22 protein-coding genes are annotated in these 25,098 nt (G+C 68.5%); 5 read left to right on the forward strand and 17 right to left on the reverse strand.

Features of this window, described 5'->3' with window-relative positions:
* The first annotated feature begins 4 nt into the window (after positions 1-4).
* Positions 5-1,213, forward strand: coding sequence for an FAD-dependent monooxygenase (locus PAM7066_RS08155; protein WP_085853669.1), 1,209 nt, complete (start codon positions 5-7; stop codon positions 1,211-1,213).
* Here PAM7066_RS08155 and PAM7066_RS08160 read toward each other — a convergent pair.
* Entirely contained in the window at positions 1,182-1,634 is a 453-nt protein-coding gene (locus PAM7066_RS08160) for an Lrp/AsnC family transcriptional regulator (protein WP_085853670.1), read from the reverse strand. The genes PAM7066_RS08155 and PAM7066_RS08160 overlap by 32 nt on opposite strands.
* Complete coding sequence (locus PAM7066_RS08165) at positions 1,631-2,086, reverse strand: Lrp/AsnC family transcriptional regulator (protein ID WP_085853671.1); 456 nt, start codon at positions 2,084-2,086, stop codon at positions 1,631-1,633. The genes PAM7066_RS08160 and PAM7066_RS08165 overlap by 4 nt, the downstream gene beginning before the upstream one ends.
* Positions 2,087-2,215: 129 nt before the next feature.
* Here PAM7066_RS08165 and ilvC point away from each other — a divergent pair, with 129 nt between their 5' ends.
* On the forward strand, positions 2,216-3,238 hold the full coding sequence (gene ilvC / locus PAM7066_RS08170; RefSeq protein WP_085853672.1) for a ketol-acid reductoisomerase: 1,023 nt from the start codon (positions 2,216-2,218) through the stop codon (positions 3,236-3,238).
* Positions 3,239-3,367: 129 nt separating this feature from the next.
* A complete protein-coding gene (locus tag PAM7066_RS08175) occupies positions 3,368-4,264 on the forward strand; it encodes a DMT family transporter (RefSeq protein WP_085853673.1) in 897 nt (298 codons plus the stop codon).
* Here PAM7066_RS08175 and glmM read toward each other — a convergent pair.
* The 8 genes from glmM to PAM7066_RS08215 all read right to left on the reverse strand — a co-directional run bounded on the left by glmM (position 4,261) and on the right by PAM7066_RS08215 (position 14,593).
* Positions 4,261-5,607, reverse strand: a complete 1,347-nt coding sequence (gene glmM / locus PAM7066_RS08180) for a phosphoglucosamine mutase (RefSeq protein WP_085853674.1) — start codon at positions 5,605-5,607, stop codon at positions 4,261-4,263. The genes PAM7066_RS08175 and glmM overlap by 4 nt on opposite strands.
* Positions 5,604-6,608, reverse strand: coding sequence for a dihydropteroate synthase (gene folP / locus PAM7066_RS08185; protein WP_085853675.1), 1,005 nt, complete (start codon positions 6,606-6,608; stop codon positions 5,604-5,606). The genes glmM and folP overlap by 4 nt, the downstream gene beginning before the upstream one ends.
* Positions 6,605-7,504 carry a dihydroneopterin aldolase gene (locus tag PAM7066_RS08190; RefSeq protein WP_085853676.1) on the reverse strand — a complete coding sequence of 300 codons (900 nt, stop codon included), beginning with the start codon at positions 7,502-7,504 and terminating at the stop codon, positions 6,605-6,607. The genes folP and PAM7066_RS08190 overlap by 4 nt, the downstream gene beginning before the upstream one ends.
* 61 nt (positions 7,505-7,565) lie before the next feature.
* A complete protein-coding gene (locus tag PAM7066_RS08195; RefSeq protein WP_246799783.1) occupies positions 7,566-8,213 on the reverse strand; it encodes a cell wall hydrolase in 648 nt (215 codons plus the stop codon).
* 225 nt (positions 8,214-8,438) lie between these two features.
* Positions 8,439-10,991 (reverse strand): putative PEP-binding protein, encoded by a 2,553-nt coding sequence (locus tag PAM7066_RS08200; protein WP_085853677.1) that lies wholly within the window; start codon positions 10,989-10,991, stop codon positions 8,439-8,441.
* A gap of 67 nt (positions 10,992-11,058) precedes the next feature.
* A complete protein-coding gene (glyS, locus tag PAM7066_RS08205) occupies positions 11,059-13,164 on the reverse strand; it encodes a glycine--tRNA ligase subunit beta (RefSeq protein ID WP_085853678.1) in 2,106 nt (701 codons plus the stop codon).
* On the reverse strand, positions 13,164-13,664 hold the full coding sequence (locus tag PAM7066_RS08210; protein WP_085853679.1) for a DUF6446 family protein: 501 nt from the start codon (positions 13,662-13,664) through the stop codon (positions 13,164-13,166). The genes glyS and PAM7066_RS08210 overlap by 1 nt, the downstream gene beginning before the upstream one ends.
* On the reverse strand, positions 13,661-14,593 hold the full coding sequence (locus tag PAM7066_RS08215) for a glycine--tRNA ligase subunit alpha (RefSeq protein ID WP_085853680.1): 933 nt from the start codon (positions 14,591-14,593) through the stop codon (positions 13,661-13,663). The genes PAM7066_RS08210 and PAM7066_RS08215 overlap by 4 nt, the downstream gene beginning before the upstream one ends.
* A 168-nt stretch (positions 14,594-14,761) precedes the next feature.
* On the opposite strand from PAM7066_RS08215, the gene PAM7066_RS08220 reads away from it, so the two are divergent.
* Positions 14,762-16,492 (forward strand): trypsin-like peptidase domain-containing protein, encoded by a 1,731-nt coding sequence (locus PAM7066_RS08220; protein WP_085853681.1) that lies wholly within the window; start codon positions 14,762-14,764, stop codon positions 16,490-16,492.
* A 15-nt stretch (positions 16,493-16,507) separates the two neighbouring features.
* Here the strand turns inward: PAM7066_RS08220 and PAM7066_RS08225 are convergent, their stop codons facing one another.
* Positions 16,508-17,326 carry a hormone-sensitive lipase gene (locus PAM7066_RS08225; protein ID WP_085853682.1) on the reverse strand — a complete coding sequence of 273 codons (819 nt, stop codon included), beginning with the start codon at positions 17,324-17,326 and terminating at the stop codon, positions 16,508-16,510.
* A 123-nt stretch (positions 17,327-17,449) separates the two neighbouring features.
* Between PAM7066_RS08225 and PAM7066_RS08230 the strand changes: the two genes are divergently transcribed.
* Positions 17,450-18,928 (forward strand): NAD-dependent succinate-semialdehyde dehydrogenase, encoded by a 1,479-nt coding sequence (locus PAM7066_RS08230; RefSeq protein WP_085853683.1) that lies wholly within the window; start codon positions 17,450-17,452, stop codon positions 18,926-18,928.
* Between the two features lie 90 nt (positions 18,929-19,018).
* Here the strand turns inward: PAM7066_RS08230 and PAM7066_RS08235 are convergent, their stop codons facing one another.
* The 6 genes from PAM7066_RS08235 to PAM7066_RS08260 form a co-directional block, all read right to left on the reverse strand.
* The gene (locus tag PAM7066_RS08235) at positions 19,019-19,387 is read right to left on the reverse strand and encodes a GNAT family N-acetyltransferase (protein ID WP_085853927.1); all 369 of its coding nucleotides are present in this window, start codon (positions 19,385-19,387) and stop codon (positions 19,019-19,021) included.
* A gap of 265 nt (positions 19,388-19,652) precedes the next feature.
* Entirely contained in the window at positions 19,653-20,114 is a 462-nt protein-coding gene (locus tag PAM7066_RS08240) for an Hsp20 family protein (RefSeq protein WP_085853684.1), read from the reverse strand.
* A gap of 176 nt (positions 20,115-20,290) precedes the next feature.
* Positions 20,291-21,079: a trypsin-like serine peptidase gene (locus PAM7066_RS08245; protein WP_085853685.1), complete on the reverse strand. Its 789-nt coding sequence runs from the start codon at positions 21,077-21,079 to the stop codon at positions 20,291-20,293.
* A 72-nt stretch (positions 21,080-21,151) separates the two neighbouring features.
* Positions 21,152-22,525: a glycolate oxidase subunit GlcF gene (gene glcF / locus PAM7066_RS08250; protein ID WP_085853686.1), complete on the reverse strand. Its 1,374-nt coding sequence runs from the start codon at positions 22,523-22,525 to the stop codon at positions 21,152-21,154.
* Positions 22,526-22,532: 7 nt separating this feature from the next.
* Positions 22,533-23,600, reverse strand: coding sequence for an FAD-binding protein (locus tag PAM7066_RS08255; protein ID WP_085853928.1), 1,068 nt, complete (start codon positions 23,598-23,600; stop codon positions 22,533-22,535).
* A 5-nt stretch (positions 23,601-23,605) separates the two neighbouring features.
* Positions 23,606-25,039: an FAD-linked oxidase C-terminal domain-containing protein gene (locus tag PAM7066_RS08260; protein ID WP_085853687.1), complete on the reverse strand. Its 1,434-nt coding sequence runs from the start codon at positions 25,037-25,039 to the stop codon at positions 23,606-23,608.
* Positions 25,040-25,098: the final 59 nt, after the last annotated feature.

Below are 25,098 nucleotides of genomic sequence, written 5' to 3' on the forward strand. Positions count from 1 at the left end.
AGCCATGGATACCGACATCTTCATCTCGGGCGCCGGCATCTCCGGCATGGTGCTGGCGGCGCTTCTGGCCAAGCGCGGCTGGCGCGTCACGATCTGCGACCCGTCGACCCCGCCCGATGGCGAGGCGGCCGAGGGCTCGGACCTGCGGTCGACCGCCTACCTTGAGCCGTCGGTCGACGTCCTGCGCGAGGCGGAACTGTGGGAGCATCTGTCGCCGGATGCCACGCCGCTCGAGGCGCTCCGGGTCATGGACTCGACCGGCTGGCCGCCACAGCAGACCGCTTTGCGGACCTTCCGGCCCGACGATCTGGGCCTCGGGGCCTTCGGCTGGAACGTGATGAACTGGCGCGCGCACCAGACACTTTCGGCGGCCCTGCGCGAGGCGCCGGGGGTCGATCTGCGGCTGGGCACCGGCTTTGCAGACATGACAGCGCGGGACGACAAGGCGTTCGTGACCCTGACCGACGGCAGACGGTTGACGGCCCGGCTGGTGGTGGGCGCCGACGGCCGCGCCTCGCCGGTGCGCGAGGCGGCCGGGATCGACACGCGCATCCAGCGCTACGGGCAGAAGGCGCTCGCCTTCGCCTGCACCCATGCCGAACCGCACCAGCATGTCTCGACCGAGATATACAATTCCGGCGGCGCGATGGTCACTGTCCCGCTGGCGGATCACGACGGGCGGGCGGCGTCCTCGATCGTCTGGATGGACGACGGCGCCCGCGTGACCGAGCTTGCCCGGATGGACGAGGCGACGTTCAACGCCCGCCTGACCGAGCGTGCGCTCCACGTCATGGGGCCGATGCAGCGCGCGACGCCGCTGCGGGTCTGGCCCATCGTCACCCAGACCGCCCGCGCATTGACGGCCAAGCGCACCGTCCTGGTGGCCGAGGCCGCGCACGTCCTGCCGCCGATCGGCGCGCAGGGGCTGAACACTTCGATCGCCGATATCGCCACCCTTGCCGACTGTCTGCAGGAGGATCCCGGGGCGCCCGAAGGGTTGGCCCGCTATGCGCGCGCGCGGCAGGCGGACATGCTGGGACGGGCCGCGGCTATCGATGCCTACAACCGCCTTTGCCGGTCGAACCTCGGGCCGGTCCAGAAGCTGCGGGCCGAGGGGCTGAAGCTGGTGAACGACGTAGCCCCCCTGCGGCGGCGGGTGATGATGGCGGGGATGGGTGCGCTCAGATCGGACCGGACCGCCGCTCCTCGCTGAGAAGGACGTTCGCCTCGACGTTGCCGACGCCCGGCAGCGTCAGGATGCGGCGGCGCAGGACACGCTCGAAATCGGCGATGTCCCGGGCAATGACCCGCAGACGGTAGTCGTAGAGGCCCAACACGTGCTCGACCGTCTGCACCTCGGGGATGGCGGTGATCGCGCGCTCGAATGCGGTGAGGTCCAACCGCCCCTTCGCGGCGAGCTTCACCCCCAGGAACATCGTCACCCCGAACCCCAGTGCCTCGAGGTCCAGATCGAGGCGCCGGCCCTTCAGGATCCCGGCCTCCTGCAGCCGCCGCACCCGTCGCCAGGCGACCGGCTGGGACAGGCCGACCCGCTCGCCCAAGGCCGTAGAGGACAGCGTCGCGTCCTCGGTCAGGGCGCGCAGGATGGCGCGGTCGGTGTCATCGGGGGTCACAGGGGCAGCCTTTCGTCGGCTTTCAGGGTCGCGACCTGCATCAGCGCCTCGATCTCGGCGATGTGCGGCAGGGTCAGGATGCGCTCGCGGTAGAGCCGGTGGTAGTCGGCGAGGTTGCGGGCGACGAGCGACAGGCGCACATCGACGCGGCCGAGGAAGGTCTGAATCTCGGTCACCTCGGGCACCTCGCGGGCGGCGTCGATGAAGGCGTCGAAGGCGCGGGGGTCAGCCTTGTCGAGGGTGAAGCGCAGGCTGACCTCGATCTCGTAGCCCAAGGCGCGCCAGTCGATCCGGGCGTGCTGGCCGCGCAGGACGCCGCTTGCGCGCAGCCTCTCGAACCGGCGGGTCGCAAGCTGCGTCGTGACGCCGGCGCGGGTGGCCAGCGCCGCCAACGTGGCGGCGGGATCGTTCTGCAATTGGCGGAGAAGCCGCCTATCGATGTCGTCGAGCATAAGAACTTATAGATGCACGACAAAGGCGAATAAAAGAGGCCATCGAAGGCGCAACTGGCGGTGGTTTCATGGCTTCCGCCGCGCATCCTCACCCACTACCCTCCGCCACATCAAACCGGAGGGACCGACATGCGCGTCTATTACGATCAGGACTGCGACATTAACCTTATCAAGGACAAGAAGGTGGCGATCCTGGGCTATGGCAGCCAAGGCCACGCCCACGCGCTGAACCTGCGCGACTCGGGCGCCAAGAACGTGGCGGTCGCGCTGCGCGAAGGCTCGCCCAGCCGCAAGAAGGCCGAGGGCGAAGGCCTGCAGGTCATGGGGATCGAGGAAGCCGCCGCGTGGTGCGACCTCATCATGTTCACCATGCCCGACGAGTTGCAGGCCGAAACCTACCGCAAGCATGTCCACGACCACCTGAAGGACGGAGCCGCGATCGCCTTCGCCCACGGCTTGAACGTGCATTTCGGCCTGATCGAGCCGAAGCCCGGCGTCGACGTCATCATGATGGCGCCCAAGGGCCCCGGCCACACCGTGCGCGGCGAATACACCAAGGGCGGCGGCGTGCCCTGCCTTGTCGCGGTCCACCAGGACGCCAGCGGCAAGGCGATGGAGATCGGCCTCAGCTATTGCTCGGCCATCGGTGGCGGGCGTTCGGGCATCATCGAGACCAACTTCCGCCAGGAATGCGAGACCGACCTGTTCGGCGAGCAGGCGGTGCTCTGCGGCGGCCTCGTCGAGCTGATCCGCATGGGCTTCGAGACGCTGGTCGAGGCCGGCTACGAGCCCGAGATGGCCTATTTCGAGTGCCTGCACGAGGTGAAGCTGATCGTGGACCTGATCTACGAAGGCGGCATCGCGAACATGAACTACTCGATCTCGAACACCGCCGAGTATGGCGAGTATGTCTCGGGCCCCCGCATCCTGCCCTATGACGAGACGAAGAAGCGCATGAAGGAGGTCCTGACGGACATCCAGACCGGCAAGTTCGTCCGCGACTTCATGCAGGAGAACGCAGTCGGCCAGCCGATGTTCAAGGCTACTCGCCGCCTGAACGACGAGCACCAGATCGAGGAAGTCGGCAAGAAGCTGCGCGGCATGATGCCGTGGATCTCGGCCGGACGCATGGTCGACAAGGACAAGAACTGAGCCGACGCGCCCTCGCGCCGTCTGCAGGAACACCCGCGCGGGCCGAGAGATCGGGCCGCGCGTTTTTCTTCGTGCTGGCTGCTCGAAGTCGCTCTTCCCCCCGTCTCGCGCCCGGCCTACGAAAGCGCCATGACCGACCGTCCCACCCCTGAAAACTGGCTCTCCATCCTGTTCCTCGGCCTGATCTGGGGCGGGACCTTCATGATCGTCTCGATCGCCCTGCGCGGCTATGGCCCGCTGACAGTCGCCTGCGCGCGCACGACGCTGGGGGCGGCAGCGCTTCTGATGCTGATGGCCGTGATGGGCCGGCGGTTTCCCCGCGAACCGCGCATCTGGGCCTTCGCCGTCCCCATCGGGATCGCCAACACCGCCCTCCCGTTCTTCCTTCTGAGCTGGGGTCAGCAATACGTCCCCTCGGCCTTCGCCGGCCTGTCGATGGCCGCACTGCCGTTATTCGTGCTGCCCCTGGCGCATGTCTTCTCGGACGAGCCGATGTCCCTGCGCCGAGCCTTCGGCGTGAGCCTTGGCTTTTCCGGGGCGGCGTTGCTGCTGGGACCCGGTGCGCTGGCGTTTGAGACTGGGGGCACCGAGGCGCTGGGGCGGATTGCGTGCCTGACGGCGGCGGTGTCCTACGCTGCCGGGTCGATCCTGACGCGGCGATGCCCGCCGGTGGACGCGATCACGCTATCGGCGCTGACCCTGGTCGTCGGTGCGGTGGTGCTGATCCCCGCGATGCTTCTGGTCGAGGGGGTGCCCCGCCTGTCGGGCTCCCTCGCGGACCCGGCGATCGTGGTGCTGGGGCTGATCCCCACGGCGCTGGCCGTGCTGATCCGGGTGCGGGTGGTGCAAACCGCGGGATCGGTCTTCATGACGCTCGTGAACTACCAGGTGCCGGTCTGGTCCATGATCTTCGGCGCCGCCGTCTTGGGCGAAGCGCTGCCGCTGCGCTTCTTCGCGGCGCTCGCGCTGATCCTCGCGGGCCTCGCCGTCAGCCAGTGGAACTCGCTGCGCGGCCTCGTGCGCTAGCCCGTGGCGCGGGCGATGCGGTCCGCGATGGAGTCCACGACTTCGGCCAAGAGGGCCTCGTCCTCGCATTCCGCCATCACGCGGATCAGGGGCTCGGTCCCCGAGGCGCGGATCAGCACGCGGCCCGAGCCGTTCAGCCGCTCTTCGGCGGCGGCGATCTCTTTCTTCACGCCCTCATCCTCGAGCGGCGCCCCGCCCGGCTGGTAGCGCACGTTCTTCAGAAGCTGCGGTACCTTGTCGAACTGCGCGGCGAGCTTGGAGGCCTTCTCTCCCGTCTCGACCATGGCGGTCAGGAAGTGCAGCCCCGCGAGAAGGCCGTCGCCGGTGGTGGCGTGGTCGGTCATCACGATATGGCCCGACTGCTCGCCCCCGAGGTTGTACCCGCCCGCGCGCATCGCCTCGACCACGTACCGGTCCCCGACCTTGGTGCGGTGCAACTGCAGCCCGCGCGAGCCGAGGAACCGCTCCAGCCCGAGATTCGACATGACCGTGGCGACCAGCGTGCGCTCCGCCAGAAGGTCCGCCTCGGCCCAGCGGCTGGCGAACAGCGCCATGACCTGGTCTCCGTCGGCGACCTCGCCGTTCTCGTCGATGATCATCACCCGGTCGGCGTCGCCGTCGAGGCAGATCCCGAGGTCTGCGCGACGTTCGCGGACCAGCCGTTGCGCGGTCTCCGGCCGGGTCGAGCCGCAATCGAGATTGATGTTCAGGCCATCGGGTTCGACCCCCATCGGAATGACCTCGGCGCCAAGTTCCCACAGGACCTCGGGGGCGACGCGGTGTGCGGCCCCGTTGGCGCAATCCACCACGATACGCAGCCCCTCGAGGGTGCGGCCGACGGGCAGCGTGGACTTCAGCCGCTCGGCATAGCGGAACCGGCCGTCGTCGATCCGCTTGGCGCGGCCGATCGTGCCGGGGCTGGCCCTTTCGGTGCCCTCTTCGACGAGGCGCTCGATCTCGGTCTCGGCAGCGTCCGACAGCTTGAAGCCGTCGGGCCCGAAGAACTTGATGCCGTTATCCTCGTGCGGGTTGTGGCTGGCCGAGATCATCACGCCCGCATCGGCGCGCATCGACGGGGTCAGGCTTCCGACCGCAGGCGTCGGCACCGGCCCCAGAAGCAGGACGTTCATGCCGACGCTGGTGAAGCCCGCGGTCAGCGCGTTCTCGAACATGTAGCCCGACAGGCGGGTGTCCTTGCCGATCACGACCCGGTGCGCGCCCGCGCCCTCGCGCCGGAAATAGCGGCCGGCGGCAGCGCCCAGCTTCATGGCCATCTCGGCCGTCATCGGGTGGGTGTTCGCGGTGCCGCGGACGCCGTCGGTGCCGAAGAGCTTGCGGGTCATGGGGTCTCTCCTGTGGTGGACGCCTGCCAGAGGGTAAGGGCCTGTCTTGTATCCGCCAAATCGTGAACGCGGAGTATCTGCGTACCCTGCGCCGCCCCCGCAAGCGCGACGGCGATGGATCCGGACATCCGGTCGCGGGGAACCTCGGCCCCTCCGATGGTGCCGATGAACCTTTTGCGCGACGCGCCCAGCAGGATGGGGCAGCCCAGCGCGTGGAACAGGGACAATCGCGCGAGCAATGCGAGATTGTGGGCGACGGTCTTGCCGAACCCGATGCCGGGGTCGACGATGATCCGGTCGCGGGGGATGCCGGCGCTTTCGGCGGCATCGACCCGGGCGGCAAGGTAGTCGTAGACGTCGAGCAGCACGTTATCGTAGCGCGGCGACTGCTGCATCGTCGCCGGGTCGCCTTGCGCGTGCATAAGGCACACCGGTAGGCCTGCGGCCGCGACCGTGGCGGGCATTCGCAGGTCGAAAGTCATGGCCGAGACGTCGTTGATCATGTCCGCTCCGGCAGCGATTGCCGCTTCGGCAACGGCAGCCTTGCGCGTGTCGATCGAGATCGGCCCGTCCCAATCGGCGCGCGCGGCGCGGATCGCGGGCGTGACGCGGGCGATCTCGTCGTCCACGGGGATCGCGGTGGCGCCGGGGCGGGTGCTTTCACCGCCCACGTCGAGGATGTCGGCCCCCGCCGCGATGAGCGCCCGGGCTTGCGGGACCTCGGCGCCCGCATGGACACCCCCGTCCGAGAAGCTGTCGGGCGTCGCGTTCAAGATCGCCATGATCCGCGGCTGATCCAGCGACAGGCGGCCCAACGGCGCGCGCGGGGCGACGAGGCGGTCGCGCACGGCGTAGGGCAGCGCCTCGGCCGGCAGGATCCGGGGGACGGCGTCGCGGGACAGCGCCTCGACATGGGTGAACCACGTCCAGCCGCCGGCGAGGGTCAGCGCCTCTGGCGGGCGGGCGGGACCGGCCTGGGGGATGGGCCGCCAGTAGGTCACAGGGGCCACGCCTCGGTCGGGAGGTCTGTCGCGGGGGCCTCGGCGCCCACGACCAGCAGGCGGCGTGCCCGCATTTGTCCCGCGAACCACGCGGCCAGGGAGACCGTGTCACGCGGCTGAGCAGAAGGAGGCTCGACGGCGTCCAGCACCAGCTTGGACGGGGCCCAGACGGTCGTGCGGCCCTTCTTCATCGCCCAGTCGAGTTCGGTCCGCGTCTCGACGACCACGCAGCGGGCGTCGCGAGCGGCGAGGCGCCAGCAGTTCTGCTCGATCGCCAGCAGGTCGATGCGGCGCTGGACCATCGCGTGGCCGGTCTGCGGCGCGGGGTTCGGCGCGGGCCCGACGCAAAGGATCACCGGCCCGTCCGCCTCGATCCGGTCGAGGATCGCGGGCAGGTCCGGCGCGTCGATGGCGGCGTTCGCCAGGAAGGCCACGACGGGATGAGGGGCGGTGTCGTCGGTCGTCTCGCGCACCGGCCCTTCGGAGGTGCGCACGATCTCGACCCCCAGCGCGCCCGGCCCGAGGTCGAGCTTTTCGATCCGCACGAAGCAGCGCAGCGCCTGCGGTTCGGCCAGAAGGCGCGACGCAACCCGCTCGGCCAGGGTTTCCAGGAGGTTCAGCCGCTCTTCGCTCAGGGCCGCCTGGATGGCTTCGGCTATGGTGTCGTAGGACAGCACGTCGTCCACGTCGTCGGTCGCTCCGGCGCGGCTTGGCCGGACCTCGACCACGATGTTGAACTGGACGCGCTGGGTTCGGCCACGCTCGGGCTGAAAGGCGCCGATCTCGACCTCGACGACGTGGTCGCGCAGGGAGATCCGGTCGGGGAAGCCCGCGGGCGGATAGGCGGCCGCGCGGGCTTCGGGGTGCTGGAATGCCAGCTTGGTGTCGTCACCCATGACTGCCCCTCTCTCGCCTCGGTCCGCGTCTTACGGCAGAACGGGACGCGACGGAAGGACGTCAGGACTGGACGTAGAAGTGGTGCTCGCCGATCGTTGCGACGCGGTCGAACGCGCTGGCCCAGTACGGGTTCACGGCCTTGGTGTGGTAGAACAGCGCGCCGTCGGTCAGGTCGCGCGGGGCACCGTCGATGAACAGGCCGGCGATCTTTTCCATGCGATCCATGGTGCGGCGTTCGCCAACGACCTCGGGGAGGCCGTCGCAGGTATAGCTGAACTGGCAGGCGTGCTTGCGGCCCGTGCCCTGGTTCACCACCTGACAGATCGTGTCGGGAAAGCGCGGGCTGTCGACGCGGTTCAGGATGACCTCGGCCACCGCGAAGACCCCCTCGGCCCCTTCGCCGCGCGCTTCGAAATAGAGCGCCTCGGACAGGCATTCGAACTGCTTGTCGCCATCGGCCGCCGGAAGTGTGTCGACGAAGCCATAGTCGTACGCAATTTCCGGACGATCCTTGCCCTCTTCTTGCACGTCGGGGGCGAGTGCGTCACGAAGGGTCTGTCCAGCGTCGGGCTGCACTTCCGGCGCGGCGCTACCGACGAGGCCTTCGAGGCGGTCGCCCAGCGTCTGTCCAAGCTCGATATCGGGCGCGGATTTGGTGCCGAAGGTGACATCCGCCATCGCGGCGGTCGAAATGGTGAGACCGGCCACTAGGCCGACAATCGTCATCGCGCGCCGAACGGCACGCGCCGCGAAAACATCACACTGCATTCAGAATCCCCGTAAGCCTGGCGTGTTTGACAGGGGCGTGTCCCGGCGGCCTCTCGGCGCCGCGCCCTTGCAAGCAGGGGATGACGTACGAAACTCGCCGGCTCAGACCAATACCGGAATACCGGGGTGCGCAGGTTCCCGCCGATTATTGTAAAACTCGCGCCGTCAGCGCTCGGGCGGGGCCGTGGTTGTGCGTCCCCGCTCGCGGATCGCAATATGTGCCGCCGCCATCCGCGCGACCGGAACGCGGTAGGGTGAGCAGCTGACATAATCGAATCCGGCGGCGCGAACGAAGGCGATCGAATCGGGGTCTCCGCCATGCTCGCCGCAGATCGACAGGATCACGTCGGGCCGGCCGCGACGGCCACGCTCGGCGCCGATGGTCAGAAGCTCGCCCACGCCTTCGGTGTCGAGCTGCAGGAACGGATCGTCGGCAAAGACCTTCTCGCGCACATAGGCCGACATGAACCGCCCGGCGTCGTCGCGCGACAGGCCATAGGTCATCTGCGTCAGGTCGTTCGTCCCGAAGCTGAGGAATGTCGCGTATTCCGCGATCTCGTCGGCGCGCAAGGCGGCGCGCGGCGTTTCGACCATGACGCCGAGGTGGTAGTCGAAGTCGACCCCGCTTTCGCTGCGCACCTGCGCCGCCACGGCGTCGATGCGGGACTTCACCAGCTCGACCTCGCGCTTGGCCGAGACAAGCGGGATCATCACCTCGGGCGTCACGCGCGGGGATGTCTGCACGGCGGCCTCGAAGATGGCGCGGGCCTGCATCTCGTAGATCTCGGGCATGGCGATCCCGAGCCGCACGCCGCGCATCCCCAGCATCGGGTTGAACTCGCTGAGGGTCTGGATGCGCCGCTCGACCGCCGCCAGCGGCAGGTCGAGAGACGCGGCGAGATCCAGCATCCCCTTGCGGTCCTGCGGCAGGAACTCGTGCAGGGGCGGGTCCAAGAGGCGGATTGTGACGGGCTTGCCGGCCATGATCTGGAACAGTTCGAGGAAGTCGGCGCGCTGCACGGGCAGAAGCTGGTCCAGCGCCGCGGCCCGGTCGTCGGCACTTTCGGCGAAGATCATCTCGCGCATGGGGGTCAGGCGACCTTCGTCGAAGAACATGTGCTCGGTCCGGCATAGCCCGATCCCTTCGGCGGCGAAGCGCGCGGCGGTGCGCGCCGCGTCGGGGGTGTCGCAATTGGCGCGGATGCCGATGTCGCGCCGCTCGTCCGCCCAGTCGAGGATCGTGCGGAACGCGTCGTCCATTGCAGGTTCGAGCAGCGGCGCGGCGCCCTGGATCACCCGCCCGTCCGAGCCGTCCAGCGTCACCACGTCGCCCTCGGCATAGATGCTGCCGTCGGGTCCGCGCAGGCTGCGCGCGCGGGGATCGATGGCGATGTCCGAGGCGCCCACGACACAAGGCAAGCCCAGCCCGCGGGCGATCACCGCCGCGTGGCTGGTCGGGCCGCCCCGTTCGCACAGGATGCCCTTGGCCGCGTGCATCCCCAGCACGTCGTCGGGGGTGGTCTCGCGCCGAACGAGGATGACGTCCTCTTCGCGTGACTGCGCCGCCTGGGCGGCGGCCGCGCTGAACACCAGCTTGCCGGTCGCGGCACCGGGGCTGGCGGCGATGCCACGGGCGATCAGTGGCAGGCGCGCGTCGGGGTCCACCTGCGGGTGCAGCACGTCCAGAAGCGCGCGGGGGGCGATACGAAGCACGGCTTCGCCCTCGGGTATGATCCCGTCGGTCGCGAGCGCCACGGCGATCCGCAGCGCGGCGCGCGACGTCCGCTTGACCCGCACCGCGTCGAGGATGTGCAGCGCGCCGTGATGCATGGTGAACTCGATCTGCATCTCTTCGCGCAGGCGGGTGCGGCAGAGCCCGCCGTACAGCTGCAGATCCGCGTAGATCTGCGGCGAGCTTTCTTCCAGCGACTCCCCCCGCGTATCACGGCCGAGATACAGCGCCCCCGCCCCCGGCAGCAGCGCCTCGCGGCCCTGGCTCTGGCGCAGGTAGCGGCCGGTGATGCGGTTTTCGCCGGTGGACGACGACACGAACTGGATGACGCCGGAGCCGCTTTCGCCGCTGGCGGGATTGCCGACGCCCAGCACCATGCGCTGCACGACGAGGCCGAGGCCCGCATTCTCGGGCGCGCCACGGGCCCGGCGCAGCAGTCGCGCCGTGGTGCCGTCCCAGGCGCGGGCCATGGCCGACAGGACCGCCGAAAGCTGTTCCGCGGGCTCGTCGGGGAACGGCTCTTCCATCTGCTCTTCGTAGGTGACGAGCATCCGGTCGATGCTCTGCCCGTCGAAAAGGTCGGGATTCAACCGCGCGACCTGCGTGGCGAAGGACTGGATGAACCGCGCATAGAGCGCGGCGGCCGCCCCGGGTCCCAGCCGGTGGGACAGAGCCGCGTGGCGCGCCCGGTTCATGCCGATGTTCAGGACCGAGGGCGGCCCGCCCCAATCAGCGGCCTCGGAGGACGGCCGAACGGAGACCAGCGGGTCCGCCCCGAACGCCGCGATCAGCGCCTCGGCGTCCAGCCGCCCGCCCTGAGCGATGCGGCCGACCGTGTCGAAGTCGACGGCGTAGGTGTCGGGGACCGGCAGGCCGAGGCGGATCAGCCGTTGCAGGCACTTGGCCCGCCCCCCGTGGGCCTTGGGGCGAATATTGGCGGTCGGCGTGATGTAGGTCACGCCGGCGATGTCGACCTCGTGCTGCACTGCGGCGCTCCTCTTGTGTTCAGAGCATACGCCGCGTGCGGACCCAGGCAAGGTTCGTGACGCGCGGTCAGCCCTCGATCCGGGTCAGATCGGCGACGCCAAGGCAGAGCGTGCGGATCCGGCTGAGAAGGTTCAGCCGGTTGCGCCGCAGGATCTGGTTGTCGGCGTTGATCTGCACCGACTCGAAGAACACGTCGATCGGCGGGCGCAGAAGGGCCAGCGAGGTCATCGCCGCGCCGAAATCCTCGTCAGTCATGGCCTTCTCGATCACCGGCTCTTGCTGGTCGAGTGCTGCGAACAGCGCGCGTTCCTCGTCCGTATGAGCATGCTTGGCGTCGGCCCCGAAGGAGTATTCGACGCCGTCCTTTTCCTCGGCCTGGGTGAGGATGTTATTCGCCCGCTTGAAGCCTTGGACGAGGTTGGTGCCGTCCTCGGTCTTCATGAACGCCGCCAGCGCCCGCGCCCGCTTGACCAGCAGCGTCAGGTCGTCGGCGTTCGGCATGGCGAGGCAGGCGTCGATGACGTCATGCGGGATGCCCTCGTCCCGGAGGTGGACCTTCAGGCGGTCCTCAAAAAATTCCATAAGATCACCGACAAGGACTCGATGATCGAACTCAGCGAGGCCATCGGAACGGTCGTGTCGACGCTCAATTCGAATTGACTCGTCGAGCAAACCGAATATCGCCAAACGCAGGTCGTTCGTCAGGATCAACCGGATCACCCCTAGCGCAGCCCGGCGCAGCGCATAAGGGTCCTTCGATCCCGTGGGCTTCTCATCAATCGCCCAGAAGCCCGTCAGCTTGTCCAGCTTCTCTGCCAGCGACACCGCAACCGAGACGGGTGCGGTCGGCACCGTGTCGGAGGGACCAAGCGGCGCGTAATGTTCGGCCACGGCATCCGCCACGACATCGTCGAAACCAGCACTTTTCGCGTAATAGCGGCCCATGATTCCCTGCAATTCGGGGAATTCGTAGACCATTTCCGATGTCAGGTCGGCCTTGGCGAGCCGAGCGGCCTGCTCGGCCTCGTCCGCATTCGCGCCAACCACCGGGGCCAACTCGCGCGCGAGGGCGGCGATGCGCTCGACCCGGTCGGCTTCGGAGCCCAGCTTGGCGTGGAAGGTGACGGATTTCAGGTTCCGGGTCCACGCGCCCATCCCGGCCTTGGCGACGGCAAGGTCGTTCTTCCAGAAGAACGCGGCGTCGGCGAGGCGGGCCGAAAGGACGCGCTGGTTGCCGTTGAGGATCGTCGCGCCGTCATCGGCCGTCTCGCGGTTGGCGACTGTCACAAATCGAACAATCCGGCCCGATCCGGGCTCGCGGACCGAGAAGAACTTTTGATGTTCGCGCATCGAGGTCTGCAACACCTCGGGCGGCAGGTCGAGGAACTGTTCGTCGATCGTGCCCATCAGCGTGACCGGCCATTCGACCAGCCCCGCGACCTCGGCCAGAAGGCCCGCATCCTCGACCACCTCGAGCCCCGCCGCGAAGGCGAGGTTGGCGGCGTCGGCGCGGATCGTCTCGGCGCGTTCGTCGGGGGACAGCATCACGAAGGCGCGCTTCAGCTTGTGCTGGTAGTCCTCGAAGGACCTCACGCGGATCTCGCCCGGCGCCATGAAGCGGTGGCCTTCGGTCACGTCAGAGGAAACGATGCCGTCGATGTCGAGCGGGACAACCTCGTGCCCTTCGGGGCGTGTCAGGATGCAGACGATGCGGTGCAGCGGGCGCACCCAGCGCAAGGACCCAGCGCCCCAGCGCATCGACTTGGGCCAGGGGAAGCCGCGCACGGTGGCCTCAACCACCTCGGCCACGATTTCGGGCGCGGGGCGGCCCTTCTTTTCGATCCGGGCGAAGTAGGTCTCGCCCTTCTTGTCTGCGCGGACCTCCAAGACATCGCGGATGACGCCGGCGCCGCGCAGGAAGCCCTCGATCGCCTTGTCGGGCGCGCCGACCTTGGGGCCCTTGCGCTCTTCGACCGTGTCGGGAGAGCGGTCCGTCAGCCCTTCGAGAGCCAGCGTCAGGCGGCGGGGGGTAACCATGGTGCCGGCGTGGGCGTAGGTCAGGCCGGCCTCGACCAGACCGTCCGTCACCAGCCGCTTGAGGTCATCGGCCGCGCGGGCCTGCATCCGGGCGGGGATTTCCTCGGAGAAGAGTTCGATCAGAAGGTCGGGCATCATTGATCCTCGCGCGGCGGGCAGTCCTCGCCGATCTGGGTGCCGTCATAGGCGCGTTCGCCGCAATTGTTGAGCTGGTGCCACACGTAGCCGCGACCGCCCGGCAGGATTGCGACGACCCGGTCCACGCCGAATTCAATGTTCTTTTCGGCCAGGAACGCCTGCGCCTGAGCGCTTGCAAGCGCCACGCCGATTTCCTCGGCATCGAAGCAGTCGAACCAGAAGGGCGCGTTCAGCGGCACTGCGCCCTCGTAGGGCACGGCATCCACATCGGGCGTCAGGGGCGTGTCGAAGCAGGCGCGGAAGCGGATGGGCGATGAGTTCGCATCGATCGCCTCGATGTTGGTGGCTTTGGCCGGTATCTCTCCGGCCTCGGTTTGCAGGGCGAAGCCGCGGGGCGAGACACGCTCGTAGAAATAGTAGACCTGCAGGTAGTAGAGCCCCAAGGCGGCCACCACGGTCACCACGGCCAGAAGGATGGCGATGATCTTGCCGGTCATTGCGCCGCTTCGGTTTCGGCGAACCCGCCCGCCTCGGTCATCAGGAAGGCGTCGGCGCATTGCTTGGCCAGTGTGCGGACGCGGCCAATATAGGCTTGGCGTTCGGTGACCGAGATCACGCCCCGCGCATCCAGGAGGTTGAAGATGTGGCTGGCCTTGATCGTCTGGTCATAGGCGGGCAGCGCCATGACGATCCGCCGCCCCGTGCGCGGGTCCACCGCGGGCCGGGACAGGAGGTTCGCGCATTCGGCCTCGGCCTCTTCGAAGTGGCGCAGGAGGACATCGGTGTTGGCGGTGTCGAAGTTGAAGCGGGCGTATTGCGCCTCGGCCTCGCGGAAGACGTCGCCATAGGTCAGCGGGCGGGGGCTGTCGGGCTTGTTGAACGGCATGTCCATGACGTGGTCGACGCCGAGGACATACATGGCGAGGCGTTCGAGGCCGTAGGTCAGCTCGCCCGAGACCGGGTGACAGTCGTGGCCGCCGACCTGCTGGAAATAGGTGAACTGGCTGACCTCCATGCCGTCGCACCAGACCTCCCAGCCAAGGCCCCATGCGCCCAGCGTCGGGCTTTCCCAATCATCCTCGACGAAGCGCAGGTCGTGGAGGTTCGCGTCGATGCCGATGGCCTCGAGGCTGCCCAGGTACAGCGCCTGCAGGTCAGTCGGCGAAGGTTTGATGATGACCTGGTACTGGTAGTAATGCTGCAGCCGGTTCGGGCTGTCGCCGTAGCGCCCGTCGGTCGGACGGCGCGAGGGCTGCACATAGGCCGCGGCCCAGGCGTTCGGCCCCAGCGCGCGCATGGTCGTGGCCGGGTGGAACGTGCCCGCTCCGACCTCCATGTCGTAGGGCTGCAGGACGGCGCAGCCCTGGCGCCCCCAGTAGTCCTGGAGGGCAAGGATGATGTCCTGGAAACAGGTCGGCTTGGCCATGTCAGCCCCTTCGCGAAACCGGGGCCTGCATAGGCAGAAGGGCAACAAGGGTCAATCGTGACGCAACCGTGAAGCCCGCGTTTCTTGACGACCTCCCCCTCATCCGCCCTTCTGTCCTGCGAAACAGGCCCCGGGCCTTTGTGCAAGATCGACAGGGAACGAGTGAACATGAAATCGAGAACCGCCATGACCGCCGTACTGGCCAGCCTGGCCGCGCCGGCATGGGCGCAGGACACGTGGCTCCAGGTCGAGGCGCAGTCGAACGCCCCCGCCGCGATCGAAACCGCGCGCGAGTTCGCCGGTCAGATCGACGGGGTCGCGGCGTTCGACCTGAACAACTCGTCCTGGTTCGCTGTGGCCATCGGTCCCTTCACCCCCGAAGAGGCCGCGCAGCAGCGCCGGTCGCTCCGTGCCCGTCAGTTGATCCCCAGCGACAGCTTCACCACCGACGGCTCGATCTTCGGCGAGGCGATCTGGCCCGAGGGGGGTGTCGAAACGGCCCAGGCCGACACCTTGGGCGAAGCCGCCCGCGTCATGGTGCCCGAGGCCGAGCCCCAGCAAGAGCCGCAGGAGACGCTCGCCGAGGCGCGTGAGAGCGAGTCCCTGCTCATCGGCCCCGAACGCGAGGCCCTTCAGGTCGCGCTGCAATGGGCCGGCTATTACGACGGCCCGATCGACGCCGCGTTCGGCCGCGGCACCCGTGGGTCCATGGCCGAATGGCAGGCCGCCAACGGCTACGACGACACTGGCGTGTTGACGACGCAGCAGCGTGCCGAGCTTCTGGCCCAGTACAACGCCGTGCTCGACGGGCTCGGCATGGCGAACGTCATCGACAGCACCGCCGGCGTCACCGTCCAGATGCCGACCGAGCTGGTGGCCTTCGACCGCTACCAGCCGCCCTTCGCCCATTACGAGCCGCGCAACGGCGCGGACCCCCAGGCCAAGGTGCTTCTGATCTCGCAAGCCGGCGAGCAGGCCGACCTCTACGGGCTCTACGACGTCATGCAGACGCTCGAGATCGTGCCGCCCGAGGGCGAGCGCGAGCGGCGGCAATCGGGATTCACCCTGGTCGGCCAGGGCGACGACATCGTCAGCCACACCGAGGCGCGGCTCGAAAATGGCGAGATCAAGGGCTTCACCCTGATCTGGCCTGCGGGTGACGAGGATCGCAGCACCCGCGTGCTCGACGAGATGCTCGCCAGTTTCGAAACGACGGCGGGCGTCGTGATGCCCGACGAGATGGGCGAACCGACCGAGGATCAAAGCGTCGACCTGCTGGCCGGGCTGGAAATCCGGCGGCCCGAACTGGTCCGCTCGGGTTTCTTCGTGTCGCGTCGGGGGGACGTGCTGACCACCGCCGACGTGGCGCAGGGCTGCGAGCGCATCACTCTCGAGGACGGCATCGAAGCCACGGTGACGGCCGCCGACGCCGAACGGGGCCTTGCCCTGCTCGAGCCGGGGCAGGCGCTGGCCCCGCGCCAGCACGCGACCTTCCGCGAGGGCGTGCCGCGCCTCAACACCGAAGTCGTGCTGTCCGGTTATTCGTTCGAGGGGCAGCTCGGCGCGCCATCGATGACCTACGGCACCCTCGCCGCGATGGAGGGGCTGGACGGGGCCGAGGACGTGCGGCGCTATGCGCTCGAGGCACGTCCGGGTGACGCGGGCGGGCCGGTCTTCGACAATGGCGGACAGGTCCTCGGCCTTCTGCAGCCCGAGGGTGAACTGGGCCGCAGCTTGCCGGACGGCGTCGCCTTCGCCACGGATGTGGACACCATCGAGGGCTTTCTCAGCGGCGCCGGCCTGACCCCATCCACCGCGCCGCTGGGCGAGGATCTGCCGCTGGGCCAGATGGAGCGGCGCGCGACCGACATGACGGTACTTGTGGGCTGCTGGAGGTAACTCCGGTGGCCCCCGTCACGCGTCGAAAAGCGCCTTCAGCATCGGCGAGTCGGGCGCGCGCAACCCGTCGATCACGTCGAAATGGTGCCGACCCTCGTCGACCACGATGCGCGCATCCCACGCCTCGGACAGCCACTGCGCCTGGTTCTGGAAGGCCGGCAATTCCGCGCCGCCGACCCAGACCGTGACCGGCGCCCGGTGGACGACCTCGCACAGGATCGGGCTTTCCATCGCGGCCTCTTCGGCCGTCAGCTTCAGGTCACCGTTCATGCTCAGGCCGACCAGCGGCCGCAGGTCCGATACAGGCGAAATCGGCAGCACATGGGCGAGCCGCTTGGCCACCGACGCGGGCAGCATCGGATCGGCACACAGCATCCGCGCCACCAGGTGCCCGCCCGCCGAATGGCCGGCAAGGCGGATCGGCCCCCCTGCCACCTCGGCAGCCGCCACCCGGACCGCTTGGGCGATCTGCAGCGTGATCCGCGAGATCCGCGCCTCGGGCGCCAGCGAGTAGGAGGGGATGGCGACGGCGTAGCCGCGCCCGAGGGCGCCTTCGGCGAAATGCGACCAGTCGTGCCGGTGCCGCGAGCGCCAGTAGCCCCCATGAACGAACACCATGAGGCCATCTGGCGCGCCGTCGGGCAGGAACAGGTCCAGCTTTTCGCGCGCGGTGGCGCCGTACGGGATGCCGAGGCGGGCGCGGTCGCCCATGCTGTCGCGGAACACCCGCGCCTCGTCCTCCCACAGGGGGATGAACCGCTCGGCATCCGGCACCGCGGCGCTGTTGTCGTAATCGGCGTCGCGCGCCACGATCTGTTCGCTATGTTTCGCCATGCCGCACCCTCACCACATAACGAGGAAGTGACGCGGGCCCGCCGCGGTTCCCGTGACGCATGGAACCGGCGGACCTGCCCGCCTCGTTAACCAACTGACGCATCTTCAAACGAAGGCTACCCGATGTCCCAGACCGATCTCGCTTCCCGCTTGTCCGACCCCGAACTGTTGCAGAGCCGCGCCTATCTGGGCGGGAAATGGTCCGACGCCGCAAGCGGCAAGACGTTCGAGGTGACGAACCCCGCCAAGGGCGACGTGCTGACCGAGCTCGCCGATCTTGCGCGCGAGGATATCGGCCGGGCGATCGACGCCGCTTACGAGGCGCAAAAGGACTGGGCGAAGCGCACCGCCGAGGATCGCCGCGACATCCTGATGAAATGGCACGACCTGATGGTCGAGCACGCCGACGATCTCGCCATCATCCTGACCGCCGAGCAGGGCAAGCCGGTCGCCGAAGCGAAGGCCGAGGTCCTCTATGGCGCGGGCTTCATCAAGTGGTTCGCCGAAGAGGGCCGCCGCATCTATGGCGAGATCATCCCGCCCCATGCCCCCGACAAGCGCATCCACGTCATCAAGCAGCCCGTCGGCGTCGCGGCGGCCATCACGCCGTGGAACTTCCCCAACGCGATGATCACCCGCAAGGCCGGCCCCGCGCTGGCCGCCGGGTGCAGCTTCGTCGTCCGGCCGCCGTCGCTGACGCCGCTGTCGTCGCTGGCGCTCGGCGTGCTGGCCACCCGCGCCGGGCTGCCCGAGGGCGTGCTCTCGATCCTGCCCTCGACCGACAGCTCGGGCACCGGCAAGGAGTTCTGCAAGAACCCGAAAGTCCGCAAGCTGACCTTCACCGGCTCGACCGAAGTGGGGCGCATCCTGCTGAAGCAATCGGCCGAGCAGGTGATGAAGACCTCGATGGAGCTTGGGGGCAACGCGCCCTTCCTCGTGTTCGACGACGCGGATCTCGACAAGGCGGTCGAGGGCGCGATCGCCTGCAAGTTCCGCAACGCCGGCCAAACCTGCGTCTGCGCCAACCGCATCTACGTCCAGTCGGGCATCTACGACGCCTTCGCCGAAAAGCTGAAGGAGCGCGTCTCGCGGATGTCCGTCGGCGACGCGCTGGAAGGCGAGGTGGATTTCGGCCCCCTGATCGACGAGGACGCGGTGGAAAAGGTCGAAAGCCACATCGCCGACGCCAAATCCAAGGGCGCCGACGTGATCTACGGCGGCGACCGGCACGAGATGGGCGGCACGTTCTTCCAACCCACCATCGTCACCGGCGCCACTCAGGACATGGCCTTCGCCACCGAGGAGACGTTCGGCCCCCTCGCCCCGCTCTTCCGGTTCGAGACCGAGGAAGAGGGCATCCAGCTGGCCAATGACACGATCTTCGGGCTGGCGTCGTACTTCTTCGCGAAGGATTTCAGCCGGATCACCCGCGTGTCCGAGGCGCTGGAATATGGCATCGTCGGCGTGAATACGGGCCTGATCTCGACCCCGGTGGCGCCCTTCGGCGGGGTGAAGCAATCCGGCTTGGGCCGCGAGGGGTCGCATCTGGGCATCGATGAGTATCTCGACGTCAAGTACATCTGCCTCGACGTCGAGCTCTGATCCTTGCAGGGCCGCTCGGCTACGGGCGGCCCTCGTTCCTTGCTGGCGCCTGATGCAGCTCTGGGCGGGCTTTCTGGTGCCGCGAGGGGATCACCGGCGCCGGACCCACACCATGCGTACGTCCGGCGTCCGTTCTTCGTTGTCCTGACCGTCAGTGAGCTCGCACTCGTCGAATCCGTGCGCCGCATAGAACCGGCGGGCATCCGTGTTTCGCTGAAACGTCCAAAGCTGCAATTCGTCCGCGTCTGCCCTTGCCTCCGACAGAAGCTCGGACCCGATGCCCCGTCGCCAATATCCGGGGTCCACGTAGAGGTGATTCAGCCACCCCTCGTTCGCGGAAACGAACCCGGCGACGTCCGATCCATCGCGAGCCACCCAGACATTTTCTGCCGGGATCACGATCGTGCTGAAGAACCAGAGGTCCTCATCCGCTGAGTGCACCACGGGCAGCCACGGCATCGCCTTGATCCGGGACGCTCGGTGTATCCTCGCGATGGCTTCGCAGTCGGCATCCGTGGCCCTGGATATCTTCAAGCTTCAATCCTCCAGTGGGGCCTTCCCGCCGATCACACTGCGCCGCCTCCGCGATCATCGCTAGCTGACGGCTTGGGCAGGCCATGGCCCATTGCAGGATGGTCTCAGATAGACGCCACGACCGTCCCCCACCCACGCAAAAGGCCGCGCCCGGGGGCGCGGCCTACCTTCGTCAGGGAAAACCTGCGGCTTATTCGGCCGCGATCTGATGCTCGACCGTCTCGGCCGGCTTCTCGATGGCGATGCGGCGGGGCTTCAGCGCCTCGGGCACCTCGCGCTTCAGTTCGACGATCAGCATGCCGTTGACGTGGCGCGCGCCTTCGACCCGGACGTGATCGGCCAGGTGGAAGCGGCGCTCGAAGGCGCGGGTGGCGATGCCGCGGTGCAGGTAGGTCCGGCCCTGGTCGTCATCGGCCTTCCGGGCGGACACGACGAGCGCATTCTCGCGCTGCTCGACGTTCAGCTCGTCGTCGGTGAAGCCCGCCACGGCAATCTCGATGGCCCAGGCGTCGTCGCCGGTCTTCTCGATGTTGTAGGGCGGGTAGGTCGTCTGCGCGTTCGCGTTGTCGCGGATCACGCGGTCCATCAGGTCGGCCATCTGGTCGAAGCCGACGGTGGCACGGTAGAGCGGAGCAAGATCAAAGGTTCGCATATCGGTTCATCCTTGCGTTAAGCGATCACCAATTTTCGTTGCCTTCCCCATCGGGGACAGGCGGCGGTCGGACCCAGGATAGGCGTCCGACACAGGGAATATGGGAGGCTTATCCGGCCCGTTCAAGAGGTTCTGGAGCCAGAAAAAGCGTCGCGGAAACAGCGATTTAGGGCAGATCAGGGGCGGATGAACCTGGCGCCTGTTTCGGGGCGTGCGCCGCCGTCGGCGCTGCGCCAGAACACCCCGTTCGAGGCCGTCAGCTCTGCCCGCAGCGCGGGCAGCACGTGGGCGATATCGGCCCCGACCGAAACCTTGCGCCCGTCCGCCTCGGCCTTGGCAGACACCACCGAAACGACCTGTGGCGTCGCCCCGTCGAACCGCAGGACGGGCGCGCCGGACGAGCCGAAATCGACGTCGCAGGACATCACCAGCGCCCCGCTTTCGCGCGCCAGCACGCGGCATTCCTGTTGCAACGCGGGGCGCTCAGCACGGTCATGCGCATAGGAGACGATACCGATCCGGACGCCCGCCATCGCGCCCGCAGGGATCGGCGCGACGATGTGCGGATCGACGGGACGGTCGAGCTCGATCAGGGCGATGTCGGCGGCGAGCGCCCCGGTCCCCTCCGCACCAGGCCTGTACCCGCGCGAGATGACCACACGCCGCGCGCCCCGCTCGGCATCCGCGCGGCCGTCGCGCAGGCCCGCGCGGAACACCAGCATCTCGGGGGCGATCGGGCCGCCGGCCTCATCCGTCACGCAATGGGCGGCCGTCAGCACCAGCCGCGTGTCGATCAGCGTGGCCGTGCAGAACCCCTGCCCCGCAATTTCGAGCCGCCCGACCGCGCGGAACGCCCGCACGTCGTCGCCCGTCGCCAATTGGCGCAGATCGCTGTCGCCGGCCGTCGCCACGGCAGGGCGCAGAAGGACAAGGGCCATGAGGCTGAGGGCTGCGAGGATGCGCATGGGGCTCGACCTTCCGGCGATTCGGGTGCGTCTACCATTGGTCGCAGGTCATGGCCGCATTGCGGCGGAAGTTTACAGAGGTCGGGGCGATTCGGGCGGAATCTTGTCGGGGCGCGGCCCGCCCGTGGCCCAGTCCAGCAGTTCGACCGTGTGCACGACCGGGATGCCGGTGCCGCTGGCGATCTGTGTCATGCAGCCGATATTGCCCGCGGCGATCACGTCCGGGGATCTCGCCTCGATCGTGGCGACCTTGCGGGCCTTCAGTTCGGCGCTGATCTCGGGCTGCATCAGGTTATAGGTGCCGGCCGAGCCGCAGCACAGGTGGCTGTCCTTGGGCTCGACCACCTCGAACCCCGCGCGGGCAAGCAGAGTCTTGGGCGCCGCCCGCACCTTCTGTCCGTGCTGAAGCGAGCAGGCCGCGTGGTAGGCGACGCGCAGCGGCCCCTTCCCTTCGGTCGTCGGCTTGCGCGCGTCGATGCCGGCCACGTCCTCGGCGGCCTCGTTCGGGGTGTGCAGCGGCTCTTTTCCCGGCAGGAGCCGCATGAGCAGCTCGGACACATCGCAGGCCAGCGCGCTGATCTCGGCGGCCTCTTCGGCCATATCGGTCGTGCGCAGCATGTGGCCATAGTCCTTCACGGTCGTGCCGCAGCCGCTGGTGTTCACCACCACCGCGTCGAGCCCGCCGTTCCGCTTGACCGCCTGCCAAGAACGGATGTTGGCCTTTGCGAAGGCGTGGGCCTGGTCCTCTTTCCCCATGTGGTGGACCAGCGCGCCGCAGCAGCCCATGCCGTCGGCCACCACCACCTCGCATCCCAGCCGCGTCAGCAGCCGCACCGTCGCCTCGTTGATCGTGGGGTCGAGCGTGGATTGCGCGCAGCCGGTCAGCAGCGCCACGCGCATCCGCGTCTCGCCCTCGGCCCGGTGGATCTGCGGGCGGTCCGCCTCCGACCTTCGTGCCAGCCGGGGCGGCGCCATGTCGAGCATCGCCCTCAGCCGCTTGTCGGGCATCAGGGACTTGAGCGGGCGGCCGATCCGGGCGGCATGCAGGGCAAGGCGGAAGCGGCCGGGGTAGGGCAGCACGCGGGCCAGCATCCAGCGTAGGGCACGGTCGCGCCATGGGCGCTTATAGGTCCGCTCGATATGGACGCGGGCGTGATCGACGAGGTGCATGTAGTGCACGCCCGAGGGGCAGGTCGTCATGCAGGCGAGGCAGGACAGGCAGCGGTCGATATGGGTGACGGTCTTTTCGTCGGCGGGCCGGTCGTTTTCGAGCATGTCCTTGATGAGGTAGATGCGCCCGCGCGGGGAATCGAGCTCGTCACCCAGCACCTGGTAGGTCGGACAGGTCGCCGTGCAGAACCCGCAATGGACGCAGGCGCGCAGCACCTCGTTCGACCGGGCGGTGTCGGGGTCGGTCAGCTGCTCGGGGGTGAAATGGGTCTGCATCAGGGCCTCACGAGTGCGCGAACAGCGCCTTGGGGTCGAACTTGCTGACGATCCCGCCGGTCAGGCGTTTAACCGCGTCGGGTTCGGGGTGCAGCGTGCCGAGCGTCGCATGCGTCTCGGGCGCGGCGCGGACGAGGGTGGCGTGGCCGGCGCATGTCATCTGCGCGCGCAGGTCGGTTCCGGGCGGCGTCTCGGCCCAGATCAGCCCGCCGCCCCAGTCCATCAGCCAGCGCCCCGGCAGTGCGGCCACCAGCGCCGGTGCGTGAGAGGGGCGGACCGAGACGCGCCAGAGGTCGCCCTCGACCCCTGCGAACCGGGTGGCGTCGCGGATCGCGGGCCACGGGTCAGCGTCGATCTGCCGCCACTCGCCGGGCAACGCGGCGGCGAGGCGGTCGGCGCGGTAGGCGACGGAGTCGCCGCCGCCTTCGATCCGCAGGAAGGTGCCGGCGGCGGGATCATGCGCCGCGCCCGTCACCTCGAACGGCGTGGAAAGCGCCACCGACATCGCTGCGACGGCGTCCTCGGGTGTCAGGCCCTCGGCGGCGAGCGTCACACTGGCCGCGACGCCCGGCAGCAGCTTCAGCGCAACCTCGGTCAGCACCCCGAGCCGCCCGCGCGAGCCGCAGAGAAGCTTGGCCAGGTCGAGACCGGTTACGTTCTTCATCACCCGCCCGCCATTCTTCACCACCTGCCCCTCGCCGTCGACGAAGCGCACGCCGATCACCGCGTCGCGGGCAGCACCTGCCACCATGCGGCGCGGGCCGCTGGCGTTGGTCGCGACGCAGCCGCCCAAGGTGGACGTGCCGGACCGCCCGAGGACGCGCGCCGCCTCCCACGGCTCGAAGGCGAGGCGCTGTCGTTCGGCCTCGAGAGCGGCGTCGATCTCGGCCATAGGCGTACCGGCCCACGCCACGAGGGTCAGCGCGCCGGGCTCATAGAGCGTGATTCCGGTCATCCGGCGGGTCGTCAGGTCGCCGGCCTCGACCGGCGCGCGCGTGCCGCCGCCGCGGATCGCCATCGGCGCGTTCGCGCTGCGGATCATCCGGGCAAGGTCGCCCTCGCTTTCGGGCTGCAACATCGTCAGGCCGCCCGCCGGCCGGCGCTGACAGACAGTGGGAACACCTTGGCCGGGTTCAGCAGCCATTTGGGATCGAACACGTCCTTCACTCGCATCTGCGCCTCGAGGTCGGCAGGGTCGAACTGCACCTCCATCAGGTCGCGCTTTTCGACGCCGACGCCATGCTCGCCGGTCAGGCAGCCGCCGACCTCGACGCAGAGGCGCAGGATGTCGGCGCCCAGGGCCTCGGCCTTCTCGAGGTCGCCCTCGGTATTGGCGTCGAAGATGATCAGCGGGTGCATGTTGCCGTCGCCCGCGTGGAAGACGTTGGCGACACGCAGACCGTAGCTTTCGGTCAACTCGGTGATGCCATTCAGAACGCGGGGCAATTCGCCCACGGGGATCGTGCCGTCGAGGCAGATGTAGTCGCCCATCTGCCCCATCGCGCCGAAGGCGGACTTGCGGCCCAGCCAGATCGCCGCGCTTTCCTCGGCGCTGGTCGAGGCGCGAAGTTCGACCGGGTCGAGGCGGCGGGCGATTTCCTCGATCCGGTCGAGCTGCGCGTCTATCTCGGCGTCCGAGCCTTCGACTTCGACGATCAGCAGGGCGGCGCAGTCGGGGTAGCCGGCGCCCGCGAAGGCCTCGCAGGCGATGATGGCGGGGTGATCCATGAACTCGATCGCGACAGGCAGGATTCCGGCCTTGAGGATGTCGCTGACGCATTGTCCGGCGATCTCGGACTCGTCGAAGCCGATCAGGACCGGGCGAGCGCCTTCGGGCTTGGGCAGGATGCGCAACGTCGCCTCGGTCACGACGCCAAGCTGTCCCTCGCTGCCGCAGATCACGCCCAGAAGGTCCAGGCCGGGGGCGTCCATGTGGCCGCCGCCGATCTCGACCACGGTGCCGTCCATCAGCACCACCGTCACGCCCAGCAGGTTATTCGTGGTGACGCCATATTTCAGGCAATGCGCCCCGCCCGAGTTCATCGCGATGTTGCCGGCGATGGCGCAGGCAAGTTGCGAGGACGGGTCGGGGGCATAGAAGAAGCCGTCCTCCTCGACCGCGCCGGTAACGGCGAGGTTGGTGATCCCCGTCTGCACGCGGATCATCCGGTCGGGGTAGCTGACCTCGAGCACCTCGTTCAGTCGCGCCACACCAAGGACCACCGCATCCGCCGTGGGCAACGAGCCCCCGGCCAGCGAGGTGCCCGCCCCGCGCGGGACGACGGGCACGCCTTCCTCGTGGCAGACCGCCAAGCAGGCCGAGACCTCCTCGGTCGAGGACGCCAGCACCACGGCGAGCGGCGGACAGGCATAGGCCGTCAGCGCGTCGCATTCATAGGCGCGCACCTCTTCGGGGGCGTGGATCACCGCGCCCTCGGGCAGCGCCTCGGCCAGTCGGCGCACGACCGCCGCCTTGCGCGACAGGATGGCGGGGTTCGGATCCGGCATCTGCATGGGGGTCTCCTCCTTGGTCGAGGCTATGCGCGGAGCCGGGGACTGGCAAGCGCGCCGGG

It is taken from the genome of Palleronia marisminoris, from assembly GCF_900172315.1.
In the GTDB taxonomy this organism is placed as follows: Bacteria; Pseudomonadota; Alphaproteobacteria; order Rhodobacterales; family Rhodobacteraceae; genus Palleronia; species Palleronia marisminoris.